Origin of the sequence: Hephaestia caeni, from assembly GCF_003550065.1 — a bacterium.
GTDB lineage: Bacteria > Pseudomonadota > Alphaproteobacteria > Sphingomonadales > Sphingomonadaceae > Sphingomonas > Sphingomonas caeni_A.
In genome coordinates this window covers 1,115,306-1,135,956 of record NZ_QXDC01000003.1, presented here as the reverse complement: position 1 = coordinate 1,135,956, position 20,651 = coordinate 1,115,306, and the positions used below count along the sequence as shown (strand labels likewise).

Sequence of the window (20,651 nt, the reverse complement as noted above, 5' to 3'; positions counted from 1 at the left end):
AGTGCCGCGGGCGATCGGCTACAGCGTCGGGTGCATGGCCGATGACGACAAACAGGGGCAGTTCAGCCGCCGCACGCTGCTGATCGGCGGCGGCGCCGGCGTCGGGCTGCTGATCGCCTGGGCGGTGTGGCCACGCACCTATGCGCCCAACCTGACCGCGGCGCGCGGCGAGCATATCATGGGCGCGTGGCTCAAGATCGGCGAGGACGGGCATATCGTGGTCGCGGTGCCGCAGGCCGAGCATGGCCAAGGCGTGTATACCACGCTGCCGCAAATCATCGCCGACGAGCTTGGCGCCGACTGGCGCACCGTCGGCGTCGAGGCGGCGCCGCTCAACCCGCTCTACGCCAACCCGATCGCCGCCGGCGAATTGTTCGGCGATCTGTTCGACGCCTTGCCCAAGGGGCTGCGCGCGCAGCACGCCGAACACGCGCTGCTGATGCTGACGGCGGGATCGAGTTCGGTGCGGAGGTTCGAGAGCGCGCTCCACGTCGCCGGGGCGGCCGCGCGCGTCGCGTTGTGCAAGGCCGCCGCGCGGCGCTGGAACGTCGACTGGCAGGCGTGCGGCACCGCCGGCGGCTTCGTCGTCCACGGCGCCGACCGGCTGCGCTTCGGCGATCTCGCCGCCGCCGCGGCCGCCGAGGACGTGCCCGATCCGCTGCCGCTGCGCGGCGGCCAGAGCGACCGGCTATACGGCCAGTCGCTGCCCCGGATCGACGTCCCCGCCAAGGTCGACGGATCGGCCAATTTCGCGGGCGACATCCGGCTGCCCGGCATGGTCTATGCCGCGATCCGGCAAGGGCCGGTGGGCGATTCACGGCTGGTCCGGACGAATCGCGACGCAGCCGATCGCATCCGCGGCGTATCGGCGGTGATCGAGAATCCGCGCTGGGTCGCCGCCGTCGCCAACAATTGGTGGGCCGCGAACCGCGCGCTCGACGCGCTCGCCCCGCGCTTCGAAACCAAGGGCGCGATCGTCGATTCGGCGTCGATCGACGCCGCGCTCGACGCTGCGCTCGACGGCAAGGGCGAGCGGATGGCCAAGGCGGGCGACCTTTCGACCGCGTTCCGCGACGCGCAGATCGTCACCGCCGATTACCGCGTCGCGCTGGGCGTCCACGCCGGCATCGAGACGATGACCGCGACCGCAGAGCGCACCGACAAGGGCCTCGAATTGTGGCTGCCGACGCTGGCGCCAGGCCTCGCGCGCGCGGCGGCGGCAGCGACGCTGGGGATCGCCGAGGATCGCGTAACGGTGCATCCGATGCTGGTCGGCGGCGGGTTCGGCGCCAATCTGGAACATCAGGTGGCCGAACAGGCGGCGTTGCTCGCCGACCGGCTCAAGCGGCCGGTGCAGCTCGTCTGGTCGCGGATCGAGGATCTGCGCCACGATCGCTACCGCCCCGCCGCCGCGGCGCGGATGGCGGGAAGGCTCGGCGCCAACGGCGGGCTGCTGGGTTGGCTCGCCAAGATCGCCGCGCCCGCCACTGGCACGGCGCTCGCCCGACGGCTGCTGCCGCGCGACCCCGCGATCACGGCGGCGCGCGCGCTGCCCGGCATGGGCGACGCTTATGCGGTGGCGGGCGCCGAACCCTTCTATCGCATCCCGCATTACGCGGTCGATCACCACCCCGCCGAGATCGGCGTGCCCACCGGCCATCTGCGCGGGGGGGCGCACGGCTATACGGCCTTCTTCAACGAATGTTTCGTCGACGAGCTGGCGCATGTCTCCGGCACCGAGGCGCTGTCGTTCCGGATTTCGATGCTCGGCGGCGACGCGCGGCTGGCGCGCTGCCTGTCGACCGCCGCCGCGCTCGGCGGCTGGCAAGGGGGCGTCGCGGGCAGCGGACAGGGGATCGCGTGCCACCGCTTCCGGGGCAGCTATATCGCCGTGCTCGCCGAGGCGCGGCTGGAGGGCGGGCGCCCGCGCGTCGACCGGCTGGTGGCGGCGGTCGATTGCGGGCGGCTGATCAACCCCGACGTCGTCCGCCAGCAGATCGAAAGCGGGCTGATCTTCGGCATGGCGACCGCGCTGGGGGCCGCCACGGGCTTCACCGACAACCTCGCCGATGCGCGCGGCTTCGGCGATCTCGGCCTGCCGCTGCTCGCCGACACGCCCGACATCACCGTCGAGCTGATCCGAAGCGAGGCCGATCCGGGCGGCGTCGGCGAACTCGGCGTGCCCGCGGTCGCGCCCGCGATCGCCAACGCGATCCAGGCGGCGACGGGCATGCGCCTGCGATCGCTGCCGCTGCGGCCCGACGACGCATGACGCCGCCCGCCGATCATCCGCCGCTGCCGCCCGCGCGCATCGGCGTGCTGCTGATCAATCTCGGCACCCCCGACGCCCCCGAGCCGGGGGCCGTCAGGCGCTATCTGGCCGAATTCCTGTCCGATCGGCGGGTGATCGAAATCCCGCCGATCGTCTGGCAACCGATCCTGCGCGGGATCATCCTGAACACCCGGCCGAAGAAGTCGGCGCACGCTTACGCTCAGATCTGGCGCGACGAGGGCTCTCCGCTCGCGGTGATCACGCGCGCGCAGGCCGATGCGCTGAACGGCGCGTTCGGGGCGGACGTGCTGGTCGACTGGGCGATGCGATACGGCAACCCCGCGATCCCCGATCGGCTGCGCGCGATGAAGGCGGCCGGGTGCGAGCGCATCCTGCTCGCCCCGCTCTATCCGCAATATTGCGCGGCGACGACCGCGACCGCCAACGACCGCGCGTTCGCGAGCCTGGCGCAGATGCGCTGGGAGCCGGCGGTGCGCACGCTGCCGCCCTATCACGACGACCCCGCCTATATCGCCGCGCTCGCCGCGTCGGTGGAGACGGCGCTGGGGCAGCTCGATTTCGTGCCGGAGGCGATCGTCGCGAGCTTCCACGGCATGCCGCAGCGCACGCTCGACCTCGGCGATCCCTATCATTGCCATTGCCGCAAGACCGCGCGGCTGCTGGGCGAGGCGCTGGGGCACGAGCTGACGGTCGCGTTCCAATCGCGCTTCGGCCGCGCCCGATGGCTCGAACCCGCGACCGACGCGACGCTCGCCGCGCTGCCCGCCAAGGGCGTCACCCGCGTCGCGATCGTCGCGCCGGGGTTTTCGGCCGATTGCCTCGAGACGCTGGAAGAACTCGCGATTCGGGGCCGCGAGACTTTCCACGCGGCGGGCGGCACCGATTTCGCCTATCTGCCGTGCCTGAACGACAGCGCGGACGGAATCGCGCTGCTCGAAACATTGCTCGCGCGCGAGCTTGAAGGGTGGGCCGGTCCGGCATAGCTTTCGGGGGTAGGCGGGCCGTCCGGCGCCGCACCCGAGACAAGGAGAGAGGCATGGCACGCGTTGCGATCGTTACCGGCGGCACCCGCGGCATCGGCGAGGCGATCAGCCTCGCGCTCAAGGAAGCGGGCATGACCGTCGCCGCCAATTACGCGGGCAATGACGAGCGCGCGAAGGCGTTCACGACACGCACCGGCATCAAGGCATACAAATGGGATGTCGGCGATTTCGACGCCTGCCAGAAGGGCTGCCAGCAGGTCGCCGACGAGCTTGGCCCGATCGACGTCGTCGTCAACAATGCCGGGATCACGCGCGACGGCACGATGCCGAAGATGACCTATGAGATGTGGGACGACGTGATGCGGACCAACCTGGGCGGCTGCTTCAACATGGCCAAGGCGGTGTTTCCGGGGATGCGCGAGCGCAAATGGGGACGGATCGTCAACATCGGCTCGATCAACGGCCAGGCCGGGCAATATGGCCAGGTCAATTACGCCGCCGCCAAATCGGGCATTCACGGCTTCACCAAGGCGCTGGCACAGGAGGGCGCGCGCGCCGGGATCACGGTGAATGCGATCGCGCCGGGCTATATCGATACCGATATGGTCGCCGCCGTCCCCGCCGACGTGCTGGAGAAGATCGTCGCGAAAATCCCGGTCGGGCGGCTCGGCCAGGCGCACGAGATCGCGCGTGGCGTCGCGTTCCTGTGCGCCGAGGATGCGGGGTTCGTGACCGGATCAACGCTGTCGATCAACGGCGGCCAGCATATGTATTGATTGAAGCGGAGCGGACGGGGCCGACAAACTTTCGCAGCTCGACAAATTCAAGTGAGCCGCGCGCAACCTTAAAACCGACGACGACCCCCGAACGCCTCAAAGAGCGGCTGGGGAAGCTGGTGCAGCATAAGCCAAAGGAGAGGCAGGAGTGAGGCTTGCGGTCATCATCGCATGTGCCATGCTCGCCGCCTGCGTATCCACCGAACGCGATCGGATGGTTGCGCGCATTGAGGCGCAGGCCGATGCGGTGGCGGAGGCGGCAGAGAGTTGCGGAGTACGCTCCGATATGGAGCTAATCGATGGCGCCGATCCTACAATGCCGTCCAGCTATCGATGCCGCCCGATTGAATCACCCGAAGGTTTGTAAGCTACGCCATCACCACGCAAATGGATCAAACCAGCATCAACATAACCGCGCGCCGTCGGGCACGGGTTGGTCGGGCGCGATCAGGACGATGCCGCCGGCAGCATCGGCAAAGCCCAGCGTCAGCACTTCCGACATCATCGGGCCGATCTGGCGCGGCGGGAAATTGACCACCGCCGCGACCTGACGCCCGACCAGCGATTCGAGCGTGTAGTGATCGGTGATCTGCGCCGACGAGCGCTTGCGGCCGATCTCGGGGCCGAAATCGATCACCAGCTTGAACGCGGGCTTGCGCGCCTCCGGGAACGGCTCGGCCGCGACGACGGTGCCGACGCGGATGTCGATTTTCAGGAAATGGTCGAAGCTGGCTTGCGCGGTGGCCATCAGAAATCATGCACCGCGTAATGCGCGGGCGGGCTGATCACCTCCATCCGCTCGGCAAGCAGCGGCTGGAAGCTCGGCCGGCTCTTGAACCCGCGATACCAGCCCGCGGTCGCCTCGTGCCCCTTCCAGTCGATCCCGCCGAGATAATCGGCGACCGAGATCTGCGCGGCGGCGGCGAGATCGGCGAGCGTCATCGTCGCGCCGCCGAGCCAGTGGCGATGATCGAGCAGGTAATCGGTGTAATCGAGATGCTGGAGCGCGGCCTTCATCGCCTCGCGCAGCATCTTGGCGTCGGGCGCGGCGCGATGGACGAGCCGCTTGATCATCCGTTCGTGGAGCAGCGGCGCGACGATATCGCCGTAGAATTGGGTATCGAACCACGAGACGAGCCGGCGGATCTCGGCGCGGTTGGCCGCGGTGCCGCTGATCATCGACGATTTCTCGACCGTCTCCTCGAAATATTCGCAGATCGCCATCGAATCGACGAGCAGCAGGTTCTTGTCCGGATCGGCCATCACCGGCGTCTGCCCGGCGGGGTTCATATCGAGGAATTCGTCGCGGCGCTGCCACGGCGATTCGCGCACGAGTTCGTACCCCACGCCCTTTTCGCCGAGCAGGAGGCGCACCTTGCGCGAAAAGGGACACAGCGGGAATTGATAGAGTTGCCACATGCCCCTGGCGTTACTGCACCCGCCGACGAAGCGGAAGGCCTCGCTATTCGGCGGCGACCAATTGCTCGGTCTCGTCGAGCGGCATCGGGAGGCGTTCCAGCATTTCCTTGGGTATCACCTGCCAGAACCGGCCGCGCACGCGATCCCAATCGTCGAGCAGCCCCGCCGCCCAGGCGCTGTCGGTTGCGGCGACATGCGCGTCGATCAGGTTGCGCAATATCGTTTCCCAGTGCGCCGAGGCGAGCCGCTGCCAGACGATGCTGTCGGGGTTGGCCTTGCGGGCGAAGCTGTCGTCCGCATCGTAGACGAAGGCCATGCCGCCGGTCATCCCGGCGCCGAAATTGGCGCCGATCACGCCGAGCACCACCGCGATGCCGCCGGTCATATATTCGCAGCCATTGGCGCCGCAGCCCTCGACGACGACATGCGCGCCCGAATTCCTGACCGCGAACCGCTCACCCGCCTGCCCTGCCGCATAGAGCGCGCCCGCGGTGGCGCCGTAGAGCACGGTATTGCCGATGATCGTGTTGTCCTGGCTCTTGAGCGGCGAGCTGACCACCGGGCGCACCGCGATGATTCCGCCCGACAGCCCCTTGCCGACATAATCGTTGGCGTCGCCGAACACTTCGAGCGTGATGCCCTTGCACAGGAACGCGCCCAGCGATTGCCCCGCCGAGCCACGGAGCCGCACGGTGACATGACCGTCGGCAAGCTTCGCCATGCCGATCGTGCGCGTGATCTCGCTCGACAGCCGCGTGCCGACCGCGCGGTGGGTGTTGCGGACCGAATAGGTGAGCTGCATCTTCTCGCCGCGCGAGAACACCGCGGCGGCATCCTTGATGATCTGCGCGTCGAGACTGTCGGGCACCTCGTTGCGGAAGCCGGGCAGCGAGAAGCGGCGCTCGTTCTCGTCGGCATCGACCTTGGCGAGGATCGGGTTGAGATCGAGATCGTCGAGATGTTCCGCACCGCGGCTGACCTGACGCAGCAATTCGGTGCGCCCGATCACCTCGTCGAGGCTGCGTACGCCGAGCCGCGCGAGGATGTCGCGGACTTCCTCGGCGATGAAGGTCATCAGGTTGATGACCTTTTCGGGCGTGCCGACGAACTTGGCGCGCAGCCGCTCGTCCTGCGTGCATACCCCCACCGGGCAAGTGTTCGAATGGCACTGGCGCACCATGATGCAGCCCATCGCGACGAGGCTCAATGTGCCGATGCCGTATTCCTCGGCGCCGAGGATCGCGGCGATGACGATGTCGCGCCCGGTCTTGAGGCCGCCATCGGTGCGCAGCCGCACGCGGCCGCGCAGGCCGTTGAGCGTGAGCACCTGATTGACCTCGGACAGCCCCATTTCCCACGGCGTGCCGGCATATTTGATCGAGGTCTGCGGGGACGCGCCGGTGCCGCCATTGTGCCCGGCGATCAGGATGACGTCGGCATGCGCCTTGGCGACTCCTGCCGCGACGGTGCCGATCCCCGCCGACGAGACGAGCTTGACGCAGACGCGCGCGCGCGGATTGATCTGCTTGAGATCGTAGATGAGCTGAGCCAGGTCCTCGATCGAATAGATGTCATGGTGCGGCGGCGGGCTGATCAGCGTCACCCCCGGCGTCGCGTGGCGCAGCTTCGCGATGAATTCGGTGACCTTGAAGCCGGGAAGCTGCCCGCCCTCGCCGGGCTTGGCGCCTTGCGCGACCTTGATCTCGATCTCGTCGCAGGAATTGAGATATTCCGCCGTCACGCCGAACCGGCCGCTGGCGATCTGCTTGACCGCCGAATTGGCGTTGTCGCCATTCTCATAGGGAGTGTAGCGCGCCTTATCCTCGCCGCCCTCGCCCGAGACCGCCTTGGCGCCGATCCGGTTCATCGCGATCGCCAGCGTTTCATGCGCCTCGGGGCTCAAGGCGCCGAGGCTCATCCCCGGCGTGACGAAGCGCTTGCGGATCTCGGTGATCGGCTCGACCTGATCGACCGCGACGCCTTCATCGGGGAAGTTGAACTGGAGCAGATCGCGCAGATAGACCGGCGGCAGATCGGCCACCCCGCGCGAGAATTGCAGATAGCTCGAATAGCTGTCGGTCGAGACCGCGGTCTGGAGCAGGTGCATCAACTGCGCCGAATAGGCGTGCGTCTCACCGGTGTGGCGCTGGCGGTAGAAGCCGCCGATCGGCAGCGTCGCGACCGCGGTATCGAACGCCTTTTCGTGGCGCAGCGTGGCATTCAGGTGGAGCGAGGCATAGCCCTCGCCCGAAATCTTCGCGGGCATGCCGGGGAAGAAATCGTTGACCAGCGCGCGGCTCAAGCCCACCGCCTCGAAATTATAGCCGCCGCGGTACGACGAGATCACCGCGATCCCCATCTTCGAGATGATCTTGAGCAGTCCTTCCTCGATCGCCTTGCGGTGGTTGGCAAGACAATCGGCGGCGGCGAGATCGCCGAACAGCCCGCGCGCGTGGCGATCGAGGATCGCGGCTTCGGCGAGATAGGCGTTCACCGTGGTCGCGCCGACGCCGATCAGCACCGCGTAATAATGCGTATCGAGGCATTCGGCGGTGCGGATGTTGACGCTGGCGTACGAGCGCAGCCCCTTGCGGACGAGGTGCGTATGGACGGCAGCGGCGGCGAGCACGCCGGGAATCGCTACGCGATCCGGCCCCACATTTTCGTCGGTGAGGAAAATTTCGCTCTTGCCCTGCCGCACCGCCTGCTCGGCCTCGTCGCGGATGCGCTGGATCGCGGCGCGCAGCGTCTCCGGCCCGCCGCCGGTTTCGAAAGTGCAATCGATCTCGGCCGCGGCGGCGGTGAAATGCGATTTGAGTCGATCCCAGTCGGCACACGTCAGCACCGGCGAATCGAGCACCAGCACGCGACTCTGCCGCCCCGCCGGATCGAGAATGTTGGCGAGATTGCCGAAGCGCGTGTGGAGCGACATCACATGGCGTTCGCGCAAAGAATCGATCGGCGGGTTGGTGACCTGCGAGAAATTCTGGCGGAAAAACTGGCTGATCAGCCGCGGCTTGTCCGAAATCACCGCGAGCGGGGTATCGTCGCCCATCGAGCCGACCGCTTCCTTGGCGGTCTCGACCATCGGCGCGAGGATCAATTCCATATCCTCGAGCGTCTGCCCGGCGGCGACCTGACGCCGCGCCAGCTCGGCGCGATCGTACGGACAGGCGGGCGATGGTGCGGCGGGATCGTCGAGATCGGCGATGGTCATGAAATCGGCGCCCATCGCGGCGTAATCGGCATCGCCCGCGATCCGATCCTTGATCTCTGAATCGTGGAAGACGCGGCCCTCGTCGAGATCGACCGCGATCATCTGGCCGGGGCCGAGCCGCCCCTTTTCGACCACGCTCGTCTCGGGCACCACGACCATCCCCGTTTCCGAGCCGACCACGAGCAGGCCGTCGTCGGTGAGCGTGTAGCGCAACGGGCGCAGCGCGTTGCGGTCCATCCCCGCGACCGCCCAGCGGCCGTCGGTCATCGCCAGCGCAGCCGGGCCGTCCCACGGCTCCATCACGCTCGCCAGATAGCGGTACATCGCGATGTGCGCGGGCGGCATGTGCGATTGCTCGCCCCATGCCTCGGGGATCAGCATCAGCTTGGCGGTGGGGGCATCGCGCCCCGCACGGCAGATCGTCTCGAACACCGCGTCGAGCGCGGCGGTGTCGCTCGCGCCCGCCGGGATCACCGGCTTGATGTCTTCCGAATGCGCGCCGAAGGCGAGGCTCGCCATCTTGATCTCGTGGCTCGCCATCCAGTTCTTGTTGCCGCGGATCGTGTTGATCTCGCCATTGTGCGCGAGGCAGCGGAACGGCTGCGCCAGCCACCATTGCGGGAAGGTGTTGGTCGAATAGCGCTGGTGGAAGATCGCGACGCGGCTGACGAAACGATCGTCGACGAGATCGGGATAGAAGACCGACAGCGATTCGGCGAGGAACAGCCCCTTGTAGATGATCGAGCGGCACGACAGCGAACAGATGTAGAAGCCCTGCACCTGCGCGGCGATCGCGCGCTTCTCGATCCGGCGGCGGATCAGATAGAGGTTCTTTTCGAATTCGGCCGCCGATTGTTCGTCGGGCATCGGCCCGGCGATCATGATCTGCTCGATCTCGGGGCGCGTCGCCTGCGCCTTCTGGCCGATCACCGACACATCGACCGGCACCTGCCGCCAGCCGTAGATCGTGTAGCCCGCACTGATGACTTCGGTTTCGACGATCGTGCGGCACGTTTCCTGCGCGCCGAGATCGGTGCGCGGCAGGAAGATCATGCCGACCGCGAGGCGATTGGGCATCGCCTTGTGCCCCGACGAGGTGATCGCATCGTCGAAGAAGGCGGTCGGCAGATCGATATGCAGCCCCGCGCCGTCGCCGGTCTTACCGTCGGCATCGACCGCGCCGCGGTGCCACACCGCCTTCAGCGCATCGATCGCAGACTGGACGACGCGCCGCGACGCGCGCCCGTCGGTCGCGGCGACGAGGCCGACGCCGCAGGCATCCGATTCGAGATCGGGGCGGTACATGCCCTCACGGGCGAGGCGGGTGCGTTGGTCGGTCTGGGTCATGTCGAGGGCCGATCGTTGATCTTGAGCATTTCACGTTCCGCGCGCTCGAAGGCGCGCCTGCCGGCTTCCTCACCCGCCTTTTGGCCGATCGTGCGGCCCGCGGCGGCGGTCACCTGCTGGATTTCGGGCATCAGCCGCAGCACCTTCGCCCCGGTGCCGCTCGAGTAGAATGCCGTGATCTCGTCGAGTTCCACAGCGGTGAAGCGCGCGGCATATTCGTGCGCGACCGCCGCCTCGATCTCGGGGTAGCGTGCCTTGAGCGAGGTCATGAATTCCTGCGACAGGATCGCGACGAACCGGTCGTGCCCGCCCTCGCCATTGGCAAGCAGATTGTCCATACCGGCTTTGGTCGCGGGATTCTGGCTCAGCATGCCGATCACGCTTTCCGCGAAGAGCGGGCTCATCCCGACGAACATGCGATCGAGCGTCGCATCGAGCTTCATGGTCACGATCAGGTGCTTCGCAGCGGCCAACGCCGCGGGATCGACGGCAGCGGCGCGCTCGATGGCCGGCGATGCCGCATCCTGCGCCTGCGCTGTCGCCGGGATCGCGAGTGCGACAGCGATCGTCGCCAATCGCGGGATCATGCCGCAGCCCTTTCCCGTGCGGCATCCGACACCGCCTTCGCCTTCAGCCAGTCATGCATCGTCTCGCTGACGTCGCGGCCGTCGCGGATCGCCCAGACGACGAGGCTGGCGCCGCGCACGATGTCGCCGGCGGCGAACACGCCGTCGAGATTGGTCATCATCCGGCGATCGACGAGCAAGGTGCCCCAGCGCGTGACGCCGAGTTCGGGCGCGTCGAACATCACCGGCAGATCCTCGGCATCGAAGCCGAGCGCCTTGATGACGAGATCGGCGGGCTCGACGAAGGTGTTGCCCGGATCGGGCTCGGGCGCGCGCCGGCCGCTGGCGTCGGGCGGCCCCAGCCGCATCCGCTGCGCGCGAACACCGGTGACGGCGCCGGCGGCGTCATCGCCCTCGGCATCGAACGCCACCGGGCCTGAAAGCCAGACGAACTCGACGCCTTCCTGCTCGGCATTGCCGACCTCGCGCTGCGAGCCGGGCATGTTGGCGCGGTCGCGGCGATAGAGGCATTTGACCGAGCTTGCCCCTTGCCGGATGGCGGTGCGCACGCAATCCATCGCGGTATCGCCGCCGCCGATCACCACCACGCGCTTGCCCGCCGCATCGAGCCGGCCGTCGTCGAACGCAGGCACGGCATCGCCATAGCTCTTGCGGTTCGAGGCGATGAGGTAGTCGAGCGCCTCGACCACGCCCGCGCTGCCGACGCCGGGCGCGCGGATCGCGCGCGGCTTGTAGACGCCGGTGGCAACGAGGATCGCATCGTGGCGGGTGCGCAATTGCTCGAGCGTGGCGTCGCGGCCGACCTCGAAATTCTCGTGGAAGACGATCCCGCCTTCGCGCAATCGCTCGATCCGCCGATCGATCACGTATTTTTCGAGCTTGAAGCTGGGGATGCCATAGGTCAGCAGCCCGCCGAGCCGATCGTAGCGATCGTAGACGTGGACCTCGTATCCGGCCGCGCGCAGATATTCGGCCCCGCTCAGCCCCGCAGGCCCGGCGCCGATCACGCCCACCGATTGCCCGCGTGCCGGCCCGGCATGGAGCGGCTCGACCCAGCCTTCATCCCACGCGGTATCGGTGATGAACTTTTCGACCGCGCCGATCGTGATCGCGCCGTGGCCAGTGAATTCGGTGACGCAATTGCCCTCGCACAGCCGATCCTGCGGGCAGATGCGGCCGCAGATCTCGGGCATGGTCGACGTGCTGTTGCTCAGCTCATACGCCTCACGCACGCGGCCCTCGGCGGTCAGCCGCAGCCAATCGGGGATGTGGTTGTGCAGCGGGCAGTGGACAGAGCAGAACGGCACCCCGCATTGCGAGCAGCGCGCCGATTGCTTGCGCGCGGTGTCGGTATCGTAACGGTCGGCGATCTCACGAAAGTCACGCGCACGCTCCTCGGCCGAGCGCTTGGCCGGATAGGCCTGTTCGCGATCCACGAACCTTTGCATCGTGCCGTGCGCCATCATCGCCCCACATCCAAGAGAATGCGGGTGCTTTAGTGCGCGAACGCGGCCGAGTCACGAACAAAACGGTCTTTAGGACAGTATATATGTCCTTATTTATGCGATGCCTCGGATTCCCGTTGGTTTATCGCGACGCCTTTCGTCATTATAGGTCCGATACGGAATCATCTTGCCAGCAGCCACACCAGCGCCACGCCGCCCGCGACGATCCGATACCAGGCGAAGGGCGCGAAACCGTGCCGCGTGACGACGCCGACGAACCAGCGAATCACCAGCAGCGCGACGATGAACGAGACCACGAAGCCGATCGCGATCGCCAGCCAGTCGTTGCTCGTCAGCGCCTCGTGGCTCTTGAGCAGATCGTAGCCCGAGGCGGCGAGCATCGTCGGCACCGCGAGGAAGAAGCTGAATTCGGCCGCGGTCTTGCGATCGACCCCGAGCGCGAGCGCGCCCATGATCGTCGCCCCCGACCGGCTGACGCCGGGGATCATCGACAGGCACTGGACAATACCGATACCGAGCGCGGTGCGGGTCGGCATCGCCTCGACGCTGTCCACCGGGGTGCGTTTGACCGCGCGTTCGATCAGCAGGATCGCGACCCCGCCGACGATCAGCATCACCGCGACGATGATCGGCTGTTCGAGCATCGCCTTGACCATCTTGTAGACGAACAGGCCGATCACCGCCGAGGGCAGGAAGCCGAGCAGGATGTTGCGCGTGAACGCGACCGCGCCCCGCTGCCACCCCAGCAACCCCGCGGCGACATGCCAGAAGCGCCGCCAGTAGAGCACGATCACCGCGAGGATTGCGCCCAGTTGGATGACGATATCGAACGTCGTCGAGACGGCGCCCTTGAAGCCGAGCAATTCGCCCGCGAGGATCAGATGGCCGGTCGACGACACCGGCAGGAATTCGGTGAGCCCCTCGACGATACCGAGGAGGATGACGACGAGAAGATCGCTCAAAGGCATTTCCTCGAACAGGGCGCCGCCGTCGGTGCGGCAGGCGCGGGAGAGAATGTCAGGCTACGGCCTTCGTGCCGAAGCGGCCGCTGCGGCGATACTGGACGAGCCAGGCAGGCGCGACCGCGGCGAGCGGCGTCGGCACCACCCCCACAGCGTCGAGGCCGTTCGCGCCGGTCACCACATTGTCGCGCGCGAGCATCAGCAGTTGATCGCGCGTGATCGGGGTACCCGGCAACGCCGCGACGATCCGCGCGACCGGGTCGGGCAGGTCGACGAACGTCGGATCGCGGCCGATCGCGCCCGCGATCCATTGCAGCAGCGCTCGCATCGACAATACGTCCGGCCCGCCCAGTTCGATCGTCTTGCCGCCGAACGCCTCGGGTGCCGCGAGCGCGGTCACCAGCGCGCGCGCCACGTCGCCGACATAAACCGGCTGGAATCTGGTATCGGCGCGCACCACCGGCACGATCCGCGCCAGCGGCATCGCGGAGGCCGCCGCGATCATCTCCGCGAACCGGTTGACGAAGCGATCCTCGCGCCCGAACACGATCGACGGCCGCGCGATCGTGGCGGCGGGGAAAGCCGCGCGCACCGCCGCCTCGCCGGCCGCTTTCGACCGGCCATAGGCCGCGGGCGACTCGCGATCGGCGCCGATCGCCGAGAGCTGCACCAGCGCCTCGACCCCGGCGGCGGCACAGGCTTCGGCGACGTGCCGCGCGCCCTCGACATGGAGCGCCTGGAAATCGCCATTCAGCACCCCGACCAGGTTGATCACCGCATCCGCGCCGGTGACGGCACGCGCGATGCTATCGGGCCGGCGCACGTCGGCGGCGACGAATTGCGTCTGCCCAAGCCCGCCGAGCGGCTTCAGAAACCAGGCCTGGCGGGGATCGCGCTGCGCGATCCGCACGCGCGCGCCGGCCTTGAGCAGCGCCTGCGCCGCATAGCGGCCGACGAACCCGCCACCACCGATGAGCGTAACCAGTCTGTCGTTCATGTCCGCCTCGTGTCGTTCGCGATCCCCTTGCCCCACCGAGCAGGCAGTTGACAAGGCGCGCCACGCTCACCTAGAGCGCGCCGCCTACCCCGTGCCCAGATGGCGGAATTGGTAGACGCACCAGCTTCAGGTGCTGGCGCTCGCAAGGGCGTGGAGGTTCGAGTCCTCTTCTGGGCACCATTTTCCAGTCGATTGATGTCCGTCGACGTCTCACGCGCAGTCGCGGGCCAGGTGACGTCGCGCGCTCGGCCTTCCCAACGCTACCGTTACCGGCGGCTATGGCACGACGGAGGTCGGCGCGATCGTCTTCGGCCTCGCCGAGGGAGGTTCGGCTGGGACGTGGCGGCAAGCGCGTTGCGGGGGCGGGCTCCGGCGATGATGCCGGGCTACATCAACATGCCGGGAAAGATGCCAACGTCCTTACCGAGAACGGCCGGTACGCATCTCGCATGAATTACTTATCCATCCTGGCGGCGACAACAATGATCTCGACCTTATAATCAGGTGTCGCGAGTTTGACCTCGCCGGTTGCCCGGGCAGGGGCGGCGGCATCGGCAATCCACGCATCCCAAACCGTATTCATCTCTGCGAAATCGGCCATATCCGAGAGCCAGATCGTCGCCATTAAGATATGATCCTTGCTGCTGCCGGCAGTGGCAAGCAACCCTTCGATCTTGGCGAGAACCTCTTGGGTCTGCGCGGCAACGCTTTTGCCGGGTGTGCCGATCTGCCCGGCCAAATAGATCGTGTCCCCATGAATAACGGCCTGGCTCATGCGTGAACCGCGCTCGATACGCTGGATGGTCATCTGTCGCTCCTTCAGGATTGGTAGCGAGAAATAGCGAGATCCGCCGCGGCAATGGCGGGCGATCGGCCTGACATGATATCGGCGATGACATGCCCGGAGCCGCAGGCCATCGTCCATCCCAACGTTCCATGACCGCTGTTGATGAAAAGATTGGCGACGCGGGTCGGCCCGATAACGGGGGTACTGTCGGGCGTCATCGGACGCAAACCGCTCCAGAAGCTTGCCGCAGCGAGATCGCCGGCGCCTGGGAAAAGCGACCTCAAAGACATTTCGAGAGTCGCGCGGCGGGCCGGCGGCAAGTCCCGGCTGAACCCCGACACCTCGACCATGCCGCCCACGCGAATTCGATCGCCGAGCCGGGTGATCGCGATCTTGTAGCTTTCGTCCATGATCGTGGAGACGGGCGCGCGACTCTCCCCGACGATCGGCACCGTGATCGAATATCCCTTGACGGGATAGATCGGCAGGCGAATCCCGAGTGGCGCCACCAACTGCGGAGAATAGCTGCCCAGCGCCACCAGATAAGCGTCCGCCTTGATGAGGCCGTGGTCGGTCTGGACCCCGGCAACCCGGCCGTCCTCGACCAACAGTCGCTGGATAGTGTGATCGTTGCGAAAAACCACGCCCCTGCCCCGGCACAGCGCGGCCAAGGCATTGGTGAATTTGAAGCAATCGCCCGTCTGATCGTTCGGCAGGCGCAGGCCGCCGGCGATGGCGACATCTGTGTACGCCAAGCCGGGCTCCGCGGTGATGCAGTTCGCCGCGTCGAGCAGTTCGAAAGGCACCCCGTCCGCCCGGAGGACCGCAATGTCTTTGGCAGCCGCGTCGATCTGCTCGGGCTTGCGAAACAACTGCAGCGTACCCCGGCAGCGCTCGTCATAGGTGATGCCGGTCGCGGACCGGAGATCATCCAGCCGATCGCGGCTGAATTCCGCGAGACGAACCATCCGCTCCTTGTTTGTCTGATAGGCGTCGGCGGTGCAATTCCGGAGCATCGCGATCAGCCAGCGCAGCATCGCAAGATCGGCGCGCGGTCGCAGAATCAGGGGGGCATGATCCTGGAGCAGCCAGCGCAAGGCTTTCAGCGGCACCCCGGGGGCAGCCCAGGGCGAGGCATAGCCGGGCGAAATCTCACCGGCATTGGCGAAACTGGTCTCGAGCGCCGGCCCGCTTTGCCGGTCGATCACGACGACCTCGTGCCCGGCCTCCGCCAGATACCAGGCGGAGGTGACGCCGATAACACCGCTGCCGAGGATCGCGATCTTCATACCGGCGTGCTCCCCGCCGGCAGATAGTCGCGCGCATAACGCGCGCCGAGCTGAGTCAGGATCTCATAGGCGATCGTGTCCGCGTCGGCGGCGGCGTGATCGATCCCCTGATGGGGGCCGAGCAATTCGACCGGCGCTCCCGGCTGCAGCAGGTTCTCTTCGATGCCGGTCACGTCGAGCGTCATGCTGTCCATCGACACGCGGCCGGCTACGGGCACCCTCCGGCCGCCGATATAGGCCGATCCGCGATTGCTGACGCATCGCGGCCAGCCATCGGCATAGCCGACGCCGATCGTGGCGATCCGGCGCGGCGCCTCCGCAACCGAGGTCAGGCCGTAGCCGACACCGGCGCCCGCGGGCAGATCGCGCACCTGGATGATGTGCGCGTCGAGCGAGACGACCGCGCGCATCGGATTGGGGCGTCCCACGTGTGGCGCGCCGCCATAGAGCGCGATGCCGGCGCGGACCAGATCGAAATGGTTTCGGCCGAGGAAGGCGCCGCCCGAATTGTCGAGCGAGCGGCGCACGCCGGGGAAACGCGAGGCCAGATCCGTAAACCGCGCATATTGTTGCGCGTTCGCCTCGGCATCGGGCGTGTCGCCGCAAGCGAGGTGGCTCATCACGAGCTGCAACGCGATGCCCTCCAGTCGGTCGGGCTCGGCCACAAGCTGGTCCGTCTCCTCCGGCGACAGGCCCAGCCGGCCCATGCCGCTGTCTACCTGCAGGACCGCCGGCAACACCGCGCCATGCTCGCGAGCCTGCGCCGCCCAGCGTGCCATCTGGTCGAGGGAGTTGAGGACAGGAACGACCCCCGCGGCCGCGGCGACGGCTTCGGCGCCCGGCTGCAACCCATTCAGGACGTAGATGGGCTGCCCGCCGTCGAGCCCGTCTCTGAGCGCAATCGCCTCGCCCAGATGGGCGACGAAGAAATGGCGGCAACCTGCCCCCGCCAACGCATCCGCGACCGGGATCGCGCCGAGACCATAGGCATCCGCCTTTACGACGGCGCCAACCTCGGCCGCACCGGTCTGGCGCTGCAGAATGCGATAATTTTCAACCAGCGCGTTGAGATCGATCCTCAGCACGGCACCGGCAGCGCGAACCCGCGAATCGGATGTGGTTTTCATTCCGCCATAGATATGCAACACACGACGGAATAAGGACGCAAAATGTCGAACGATGAACGATATTTTGCTTATAAACGGGACAATATTCGAATGATTCAGTCAAAATGACCGCCCGGCTCGACGAGATCGATCGTGCGATCCTGCGCCTGTTGCGGCAGGATGCCCGTCAATCCAACGCGGCGATCGCCGCCGCCGTCGGTCTGTCACCCTCCTCTTGCCACCGCCGCATCAAGCTGTTGGAGGATCATGACGTCATTCGGGGTTACACCATCGTTACCGATGCCGAGACGGAGGGCGGGGGCGTCAATGTGGTGGTCGGTGTCACGCTCGAGCGGCAGACCGAGGATTATCTCGCCCGATTCGAGGGAGCAGTGCGCAAATATCCTGAGATTCGAGAATGCTTCCTAATGACCGGCGAGGTCGATTACTGGTTGCGTGTTCACGTCGATAATGCCGCTCGCTATGAGGCGATTCATAGTGAGGTGTTATCTCGGCTACCTGGCGTGACCCGCATCCAATCCAGCTTCGCGATGCGCAACGCGCTCAAGCACCAACGCAAGGCCGCTCATCGATAGGCTGGCCGTCGATTATTGTCGGCGATCGCTCGGTGGCAGGATCTATATGATTACGCGGATCGCGACACCCGATGGGCGGCGCGTGAAAGCACCGCAACGGCATCGCTCGATCGGGCTATAGCGCTGCTGTGCCGCGCGCCCCGTGCCCACCTCGTCACCCATCGCGCCATCGTTCCCGGCTTCGTCACGACCGTGGACCCAATAGGGCGTTCCCGCTAGCAGAAGCCGCGCATCCGGCCCCACGCGAGGAACAGATCCGGCCATGCGCCGGCGGGCTTGCCGACCACACTGCGCAGCCCGAAGCCGTGGCCGCCTTCGGTGAACAGATGCGTCTCGGCCACGATCCCGCGCGCGCGCACCGCCGCGCGCAGCTCGATCGTGTTGCCGACGGGCACCGTCGCATCGTCCTCGGCATGGCAGAGAAAGAAGGGCGGCGCGTCGGCGGGCACGTTCTCGGCCGGGGTGTGCGCGCTTTCGAGCGCGCGCGAGGCATTCGCGCCGATGAGCAAATCGCGCGAGCCCGGATGCGCGAGCGGCGCGTGCATCGACTGGACCGGATAGATCGGCGCGGCGACGAAGGGCCGTGCCGAGAGGCGGTCGCTCGCATCGACGGGATCGTAGACGCCCCGCGCGAACCGCGTCGCGAGATCGGCGCAGACATGGCCGCCGGCGGAAAAGCCCATCACCCCGACGCGTTCGGGATCGACGGCATCGCGGCGCGCCCGCCCCCGGATCAGCCGCATCGCCCGCTGCGCGTCGGCGAGCGCGACATCCGGCCCCGCCTTCCAGCCGTCGCCGGGCAGCCGATAGGTGAGCACATAGGCGGTGATCCCACGCGCCGACAGCCAGCGGCCCAGTTCGTTGCCTTCCTTGTCGACCACCACGCGCTGATAGCCGCCGCCCGGCGCGATCAGCAGCGCCGCGCCATTGGGCCGCGCGGCGCGAAAAATCCCCAGCCGCGGCCGCGCGACATGCTCGACGGCGCGATCCTGGAAAGCGTGATCCTTGCTGCGATCGATGATCACTTCGCGCGGCGGCACCGCCGGCATACCCGGCGCCGCGCCCGGCCAGAGATCGATCTCCTCGTCCGGCCCCGGCAAATCGGCGAGCGGCGGCGACGATTGGGCGCGCGCCACACCGCCGATGGCGGGCGCGGCGAGGCCGGCGAGAACAAGCGTGCGGCGATCGAGCGTCATGACAGCGCTTCGTAGCGGAAATCGCGGAAGGTCGCGATCCCCTTGCCCGCCGCATAGAGCGCGGGGCGCAGCGACAGGAAATCGCCCGCGACATTGTGGTGATACCCCGAGACTTCCATCTGCACCCCGAACCGCCGCCAGCTACGGCCGCCGTCCAGGCTCGTCTCGATCGTCACGATGTTGCGATCGTTGGTGATGCGGATGCGCATCGGCCCCGTGGCCGTCCCCGACGGCCCGGCCCGACGCTGCCGGCCGTAGCGGGACATCACCAGCCCGTCGCGATCCATCCCCAGCCCGGCGTAGAGCCGCCGGCTGTAGAACAGCAGCAACCCGGCCTCGACCGCGCCGTCGAGCGCCACCTCGACTGAGATGCGATAGCGCTGGTCGCCCGCGATCAGCGAGACCGGCGAGCAATCCGCGGGGCTCGCCCCCTTGCCCGCCAGCCGCATCGCGCGATCGCCGAAGGTCACGCGCCGCTTCTCGTCGGGCGCGGGATCGTAGAACGCCCACAGCGGCCCGAACCTGTCTTGCGAGAAATCGTCGCTGAGCGGCATCCCGTGCGGCGTCTGCGGCCCCGCCAGCGGCTTGGCGATCGGGTGCGAGAGATCGCCGCCGCCGAAGCGCGGCCAACCGTCGTCGCTCCACGTCACCGGCGCCAGCAGCGTCTGGCGGCCAAGCGTCCAATAGCCGTTTTCATAGCCGTGATAGACCGTCCACCACTTGCCCCCCGGCCCTTCGAACACGGTGGCGTGGCCGCGCGACCACCATTTCTCGGCGGCGCTCACGGTGCGCACCAGCGGGTTGGCGGGATCATTCTCCCACGGCCCGTCGAGCGAGCGCGAGCGCGCGGCGATCACCATATGCCCGGTCGGCGGCCCCGCCGTGCCCCCGACCGCGGTGATCAGATAGTAATAACCCCCGCGCTGCATGATCTTGGGGCCTTCGGGCGAGAAGCTCTCGACCACCCAATCCTCGGGATAGTGCCAGGGATCGTAGACATGCTCGACCGGCCCGGCCGTCGCGAGCCCATCGGGGGTCAGCGGCACGCGATCGCCGCCCGACAGGAACAGCCAGCGTCGTCCGTCGGCCCCGACGGCATGGCCGGGATCGATATGATCGGGAAGATCGAGATCGATCGGCGCCGACCACGGCCCCTCGATGCGATCGGCATGGATGACGTAGATCGAGCGGCGCTCGGGTGTCCGCGCGGGGATGTAGCAATAGAAGCGGCCGTCGTGCTTGGTCAGTTCGGGCGCCCAGACCGAGCCGATTGGCGTCGTCAGCGCCGCCGTCACCGGCCGCCAGTTCACCAGATCGCGGCTGTGCCAGATGACGATGCCGGGATAGGCATCGAAGGTCGAGAAGGTGATGTAATAATCGTCGCCGTCGCGCACGATGCTGGGATCGGGATGATCGCCGGCGAAGACGGGATTGAGGAACGTGCCGTCACCCAGATCGGCACGGCGCTGGCCCTCGAAACCCTTGCCCCAGTGCATGTCCGCATAAGGATCGAGCGATGCCGAGGCGGCCGGCCCCTGCGTGGCCGCGCGCGGGGCGATCATCATCGCGCCGCCGGTCGTCAGCAGTCCCTTCAACGTATCGCGACGGTTCATCAATGTGCCTCATAAAA

At 67.3% G+C, this 20,651-nt stretch carries 17 protein-coding genes and 1 tRNA gene; 6 read left to right on the top strand and 12 right to left on the bottom strand.

What is annotated here, in order from left to right; genetic code table 11:
• Positions 1-34: 34 nt before the first annotated feature.
• From DFR49_RS13935 to DFR49_RS21735, 4 genes are all read left to right on the top strand, one after another.
• Positions 35-2,272, top strand: coding sequence for a xanthine dehydrogenase family protein molybdopterin-binding subunit (locus tag DFR49_RS13935; protein WP_119036224.1), 2,238 nt, complete (start codon positions 35-37; stop codon positions 2,270-2,272).
• A complete protein-coding gene (gene hemH / locus DFR49_RS13930; protein WP_119036223.1) occupies positions 2,269-3,276 on the top strand; it encodes a ferrochelatase in 1,008 nt (335 codons plus the stop codon). The genes DFR49_RS13935 and hemH overlap by 4 nt, the downstream gene beginning before the upstream one ends.
• A gap of 53 nt (positions 3,277-3,329) precedes the next feature.
• Entirely contained in the window at positions 3,330-4,052 is a 723-nt protein-coding gene (gene phbB / locus DFR49_RS13925) for an acetoacetyl-CoA reductase (protein ID WP_119036222.1), read from the top strand.
• 148 nt (positions 4,053-4,200) lie between these two features.
• The gene (locus tag DFR49_RS21735) at positions 4,201-4,419 is read left to right on the top strand and encodes a hypothetical protein (protein WP_147373699.1); all 219 of its coding nucleotides are present in this window, start codon (positions 4,201-4,203) and stop codon (positions 4,417-4,419) included.
• Positions 4,420-4,455: 36 nt separating this feature from the next.
• Here the strand turns inward: DFR49_RS21735 and DFR49_RS13920 are convergent, their stop codons facing one another.
• The 7 genes from DFR49_RS13920 to DFR49_RS13890 all read right to left on the bottom strand — a co-directional run bounded on the left by DFR49_RS13920 (position 4,456) and on the right by DFR49_RS13890 (position 14,047).
• Positions 4,456-4,800, bottom strand: coding sequence for a tRNA-binding protein (locus DFR49_RS13920; protein ID WP_119036221.1), 345 nt, complete (start codon positions 4,798-4,800; stop codon positions 4,456-4,458).
• Positions 4,800-5,471 (bottom strand): glutathione S-transferase family protein, encoded by a 672-nt coding sequence (locus DFR49_RS13915; protein WP_119036220.1) that lies wholly within the window; start codon positions 5,469-5,471, stop codon positions 4,800-4,802. The genes DFR49_RS13920 and DFR49_RS13915 overlap by 1 nt, the downstream gene beginning before the upstream one ends.
• Before the next feature lie 43 nt (positions 5,472-5,514).
• Entirely contained in the window at positions 5,515-10,035 is a 4,521-nt protein-coding gene (gene gltB, locus DFR49_RS13910) for a glutamate synthase large subunit (RefSeq protein ID WP_119036219.1), read from the bottom strand.
• Positions 10,032-10,622, bottom strand: coding sequence for a DUF2059 domain-containing protein (locus tag DFR49_RS13905; RefSeq protein ID WP_119036218.1), 591 nt, complete (start codon positions 10,620-10,622; stop codon positions 10,032-10,034). Before DFR49_RS13905 ends, gltB begins: the two co-directional genes overlap by 4 nt.
• Positions 10,619-12,085, bottom strand: coding sequence for an NAD(P)-dependent oxidoreductase (locus DFR49_RS13900; RefSeq protein WP_119036442.1), 1,467 nt, complete (start codon positions 12,083-12,085; stop codon positions 10,619-10,621). The genes DFR49_RS13905 and DFR49_RS13900 overlap by 4 nt, the downstream gene beginning before the upstream one ends.
• A gap of 164 nt (positions 12,086-12,249) precedes the next feature.
• Positions 12,250-13,056: an undecaprenyl-diphosphate phosphatase gene (locus tag DFR49_RS13895; RefSeq protein ID WP_119036217.1), complete on the bottom strand. Its 807-nt coding sequence runs from the start codon at positions 13,054-13,056 to the stop codon at positions 12,250-12,252.
• Between the two features lie 49 nt (positions 13,057-13,105).
• Positions 13,106-14,047: a complex I NDUFA9 subunit family protein gene (locus DFR49_RS13890; RefSeq protein WP_119036216.1), complete on the bottom strand. Its 942-nt coding sequence runs from the start codon at positions 14,045-14,047 to the stop codon at positions 13,106-13,108.
• Positions 14,048-14,140: 93 nt separating this feature from the next.
• Between DFR49_RS13890 and DFR49_RS13885 the strand changes: the two genes are divergently transcribed.
• Positions 14,141-14,227, top strand: a tRNA-Leu gene (locus DFR49_RS13885).
• Positions 14,228-14,501: 274 nt separating this feature from the next.
• On the opposite strand, the gene DFR49_RS13880 is transcribed toward DFR49_RS13885, so the two are convergent.
• Genes DFR49_RS13880 through alr form a run of 3 tightly spaced genes read right to left on the bottom strand, consistent with a single transcriptional unit; the run spans position 14,502 to position 17,250 of the window.
• Entirely contained in the window at positions 14,502-14,855 is a 354-nt protein-coding gene (locus tag DFR49_RS13880) for a RidA family protein (RefSeq protein WP_119036215.1), read from the bottom strand.
• Between the two features lie 11 nt (positions 14,856-14,866).
• Entirely contained in the window at positions 14,867-16,123 is a 1,257-nt protein-coding gene (locus tag DFR49_RS13875) for a D-amino acid dehydrogenase (protein ID WP_119036214.1), read from the bottom strand.
• Complete coding sequence (gene alr / locus DFR49_RS13870; protein WP_119036213.1) at positions 16,120-17,250, bottom strand: alanine racemase; 1,131 nt, start codon at positions 17,248-17,250, stop codon at positions 16,120-16,122. The genes DFR49_RS13875 and alr overlap by 4 nt, the downstream gene beginning before the upstream one ends.
• A 104-nt stretch (positions 17,251-17,354) precedes the next feature.
• Between alr and DFR49_RS13865 the strand changes: the two genes are divergently transcribed.
• The gene (locus tag DFR49_RS13865) at positions 17,355-17,825 is read left to right on the top strand and encodes an Lrp/AsnC family transcriptional regulator (protein ID WP_119036212.1); all 471 of its coding nucleotides are present in this window, start codon (positions 17,355-17,357) and stop codon (positions 17,823-17,825) included.
• A gap of 215 nt (positions 17,826-18,040) precedes the next feature.
• On the opposite strand, the gene DFR49_RS13860 is transcribed toward DFR49_RS13865, so the two are convergent.
• Together DFR49_RS13860 and DFR49_RS13855 are read right to left on the bottom strand one after the other, a co-directional pair.
• Positions 18,041-19,021, bottom strand: coding sequence for an alpha/beta hydrolase (locus DFR49_RS13860; protein ID WP_119036211.1), 981 nt, complete (start codon positions 19,019-19,021; stop codon positions 18,041-18,043).
• Positions 19,018-20,634: a family 43 glycosylhydrolase gene (locus DFR49_RS13855; RefSeq protein WP_119036210.1), complete on the bottom strand. Its 1,617-nt coding sequence runs from the start codon at positions 20,632-20,634 to the stop codon at positions 19,018-19,020. The genes DFR49_RS13860 and DFR49_RS13855 overlap by 4 nt, the downstream gene beginning before the upstream one ends.
• Positions 20,635-20,651 lie beyond the last annotated feature (17 nt).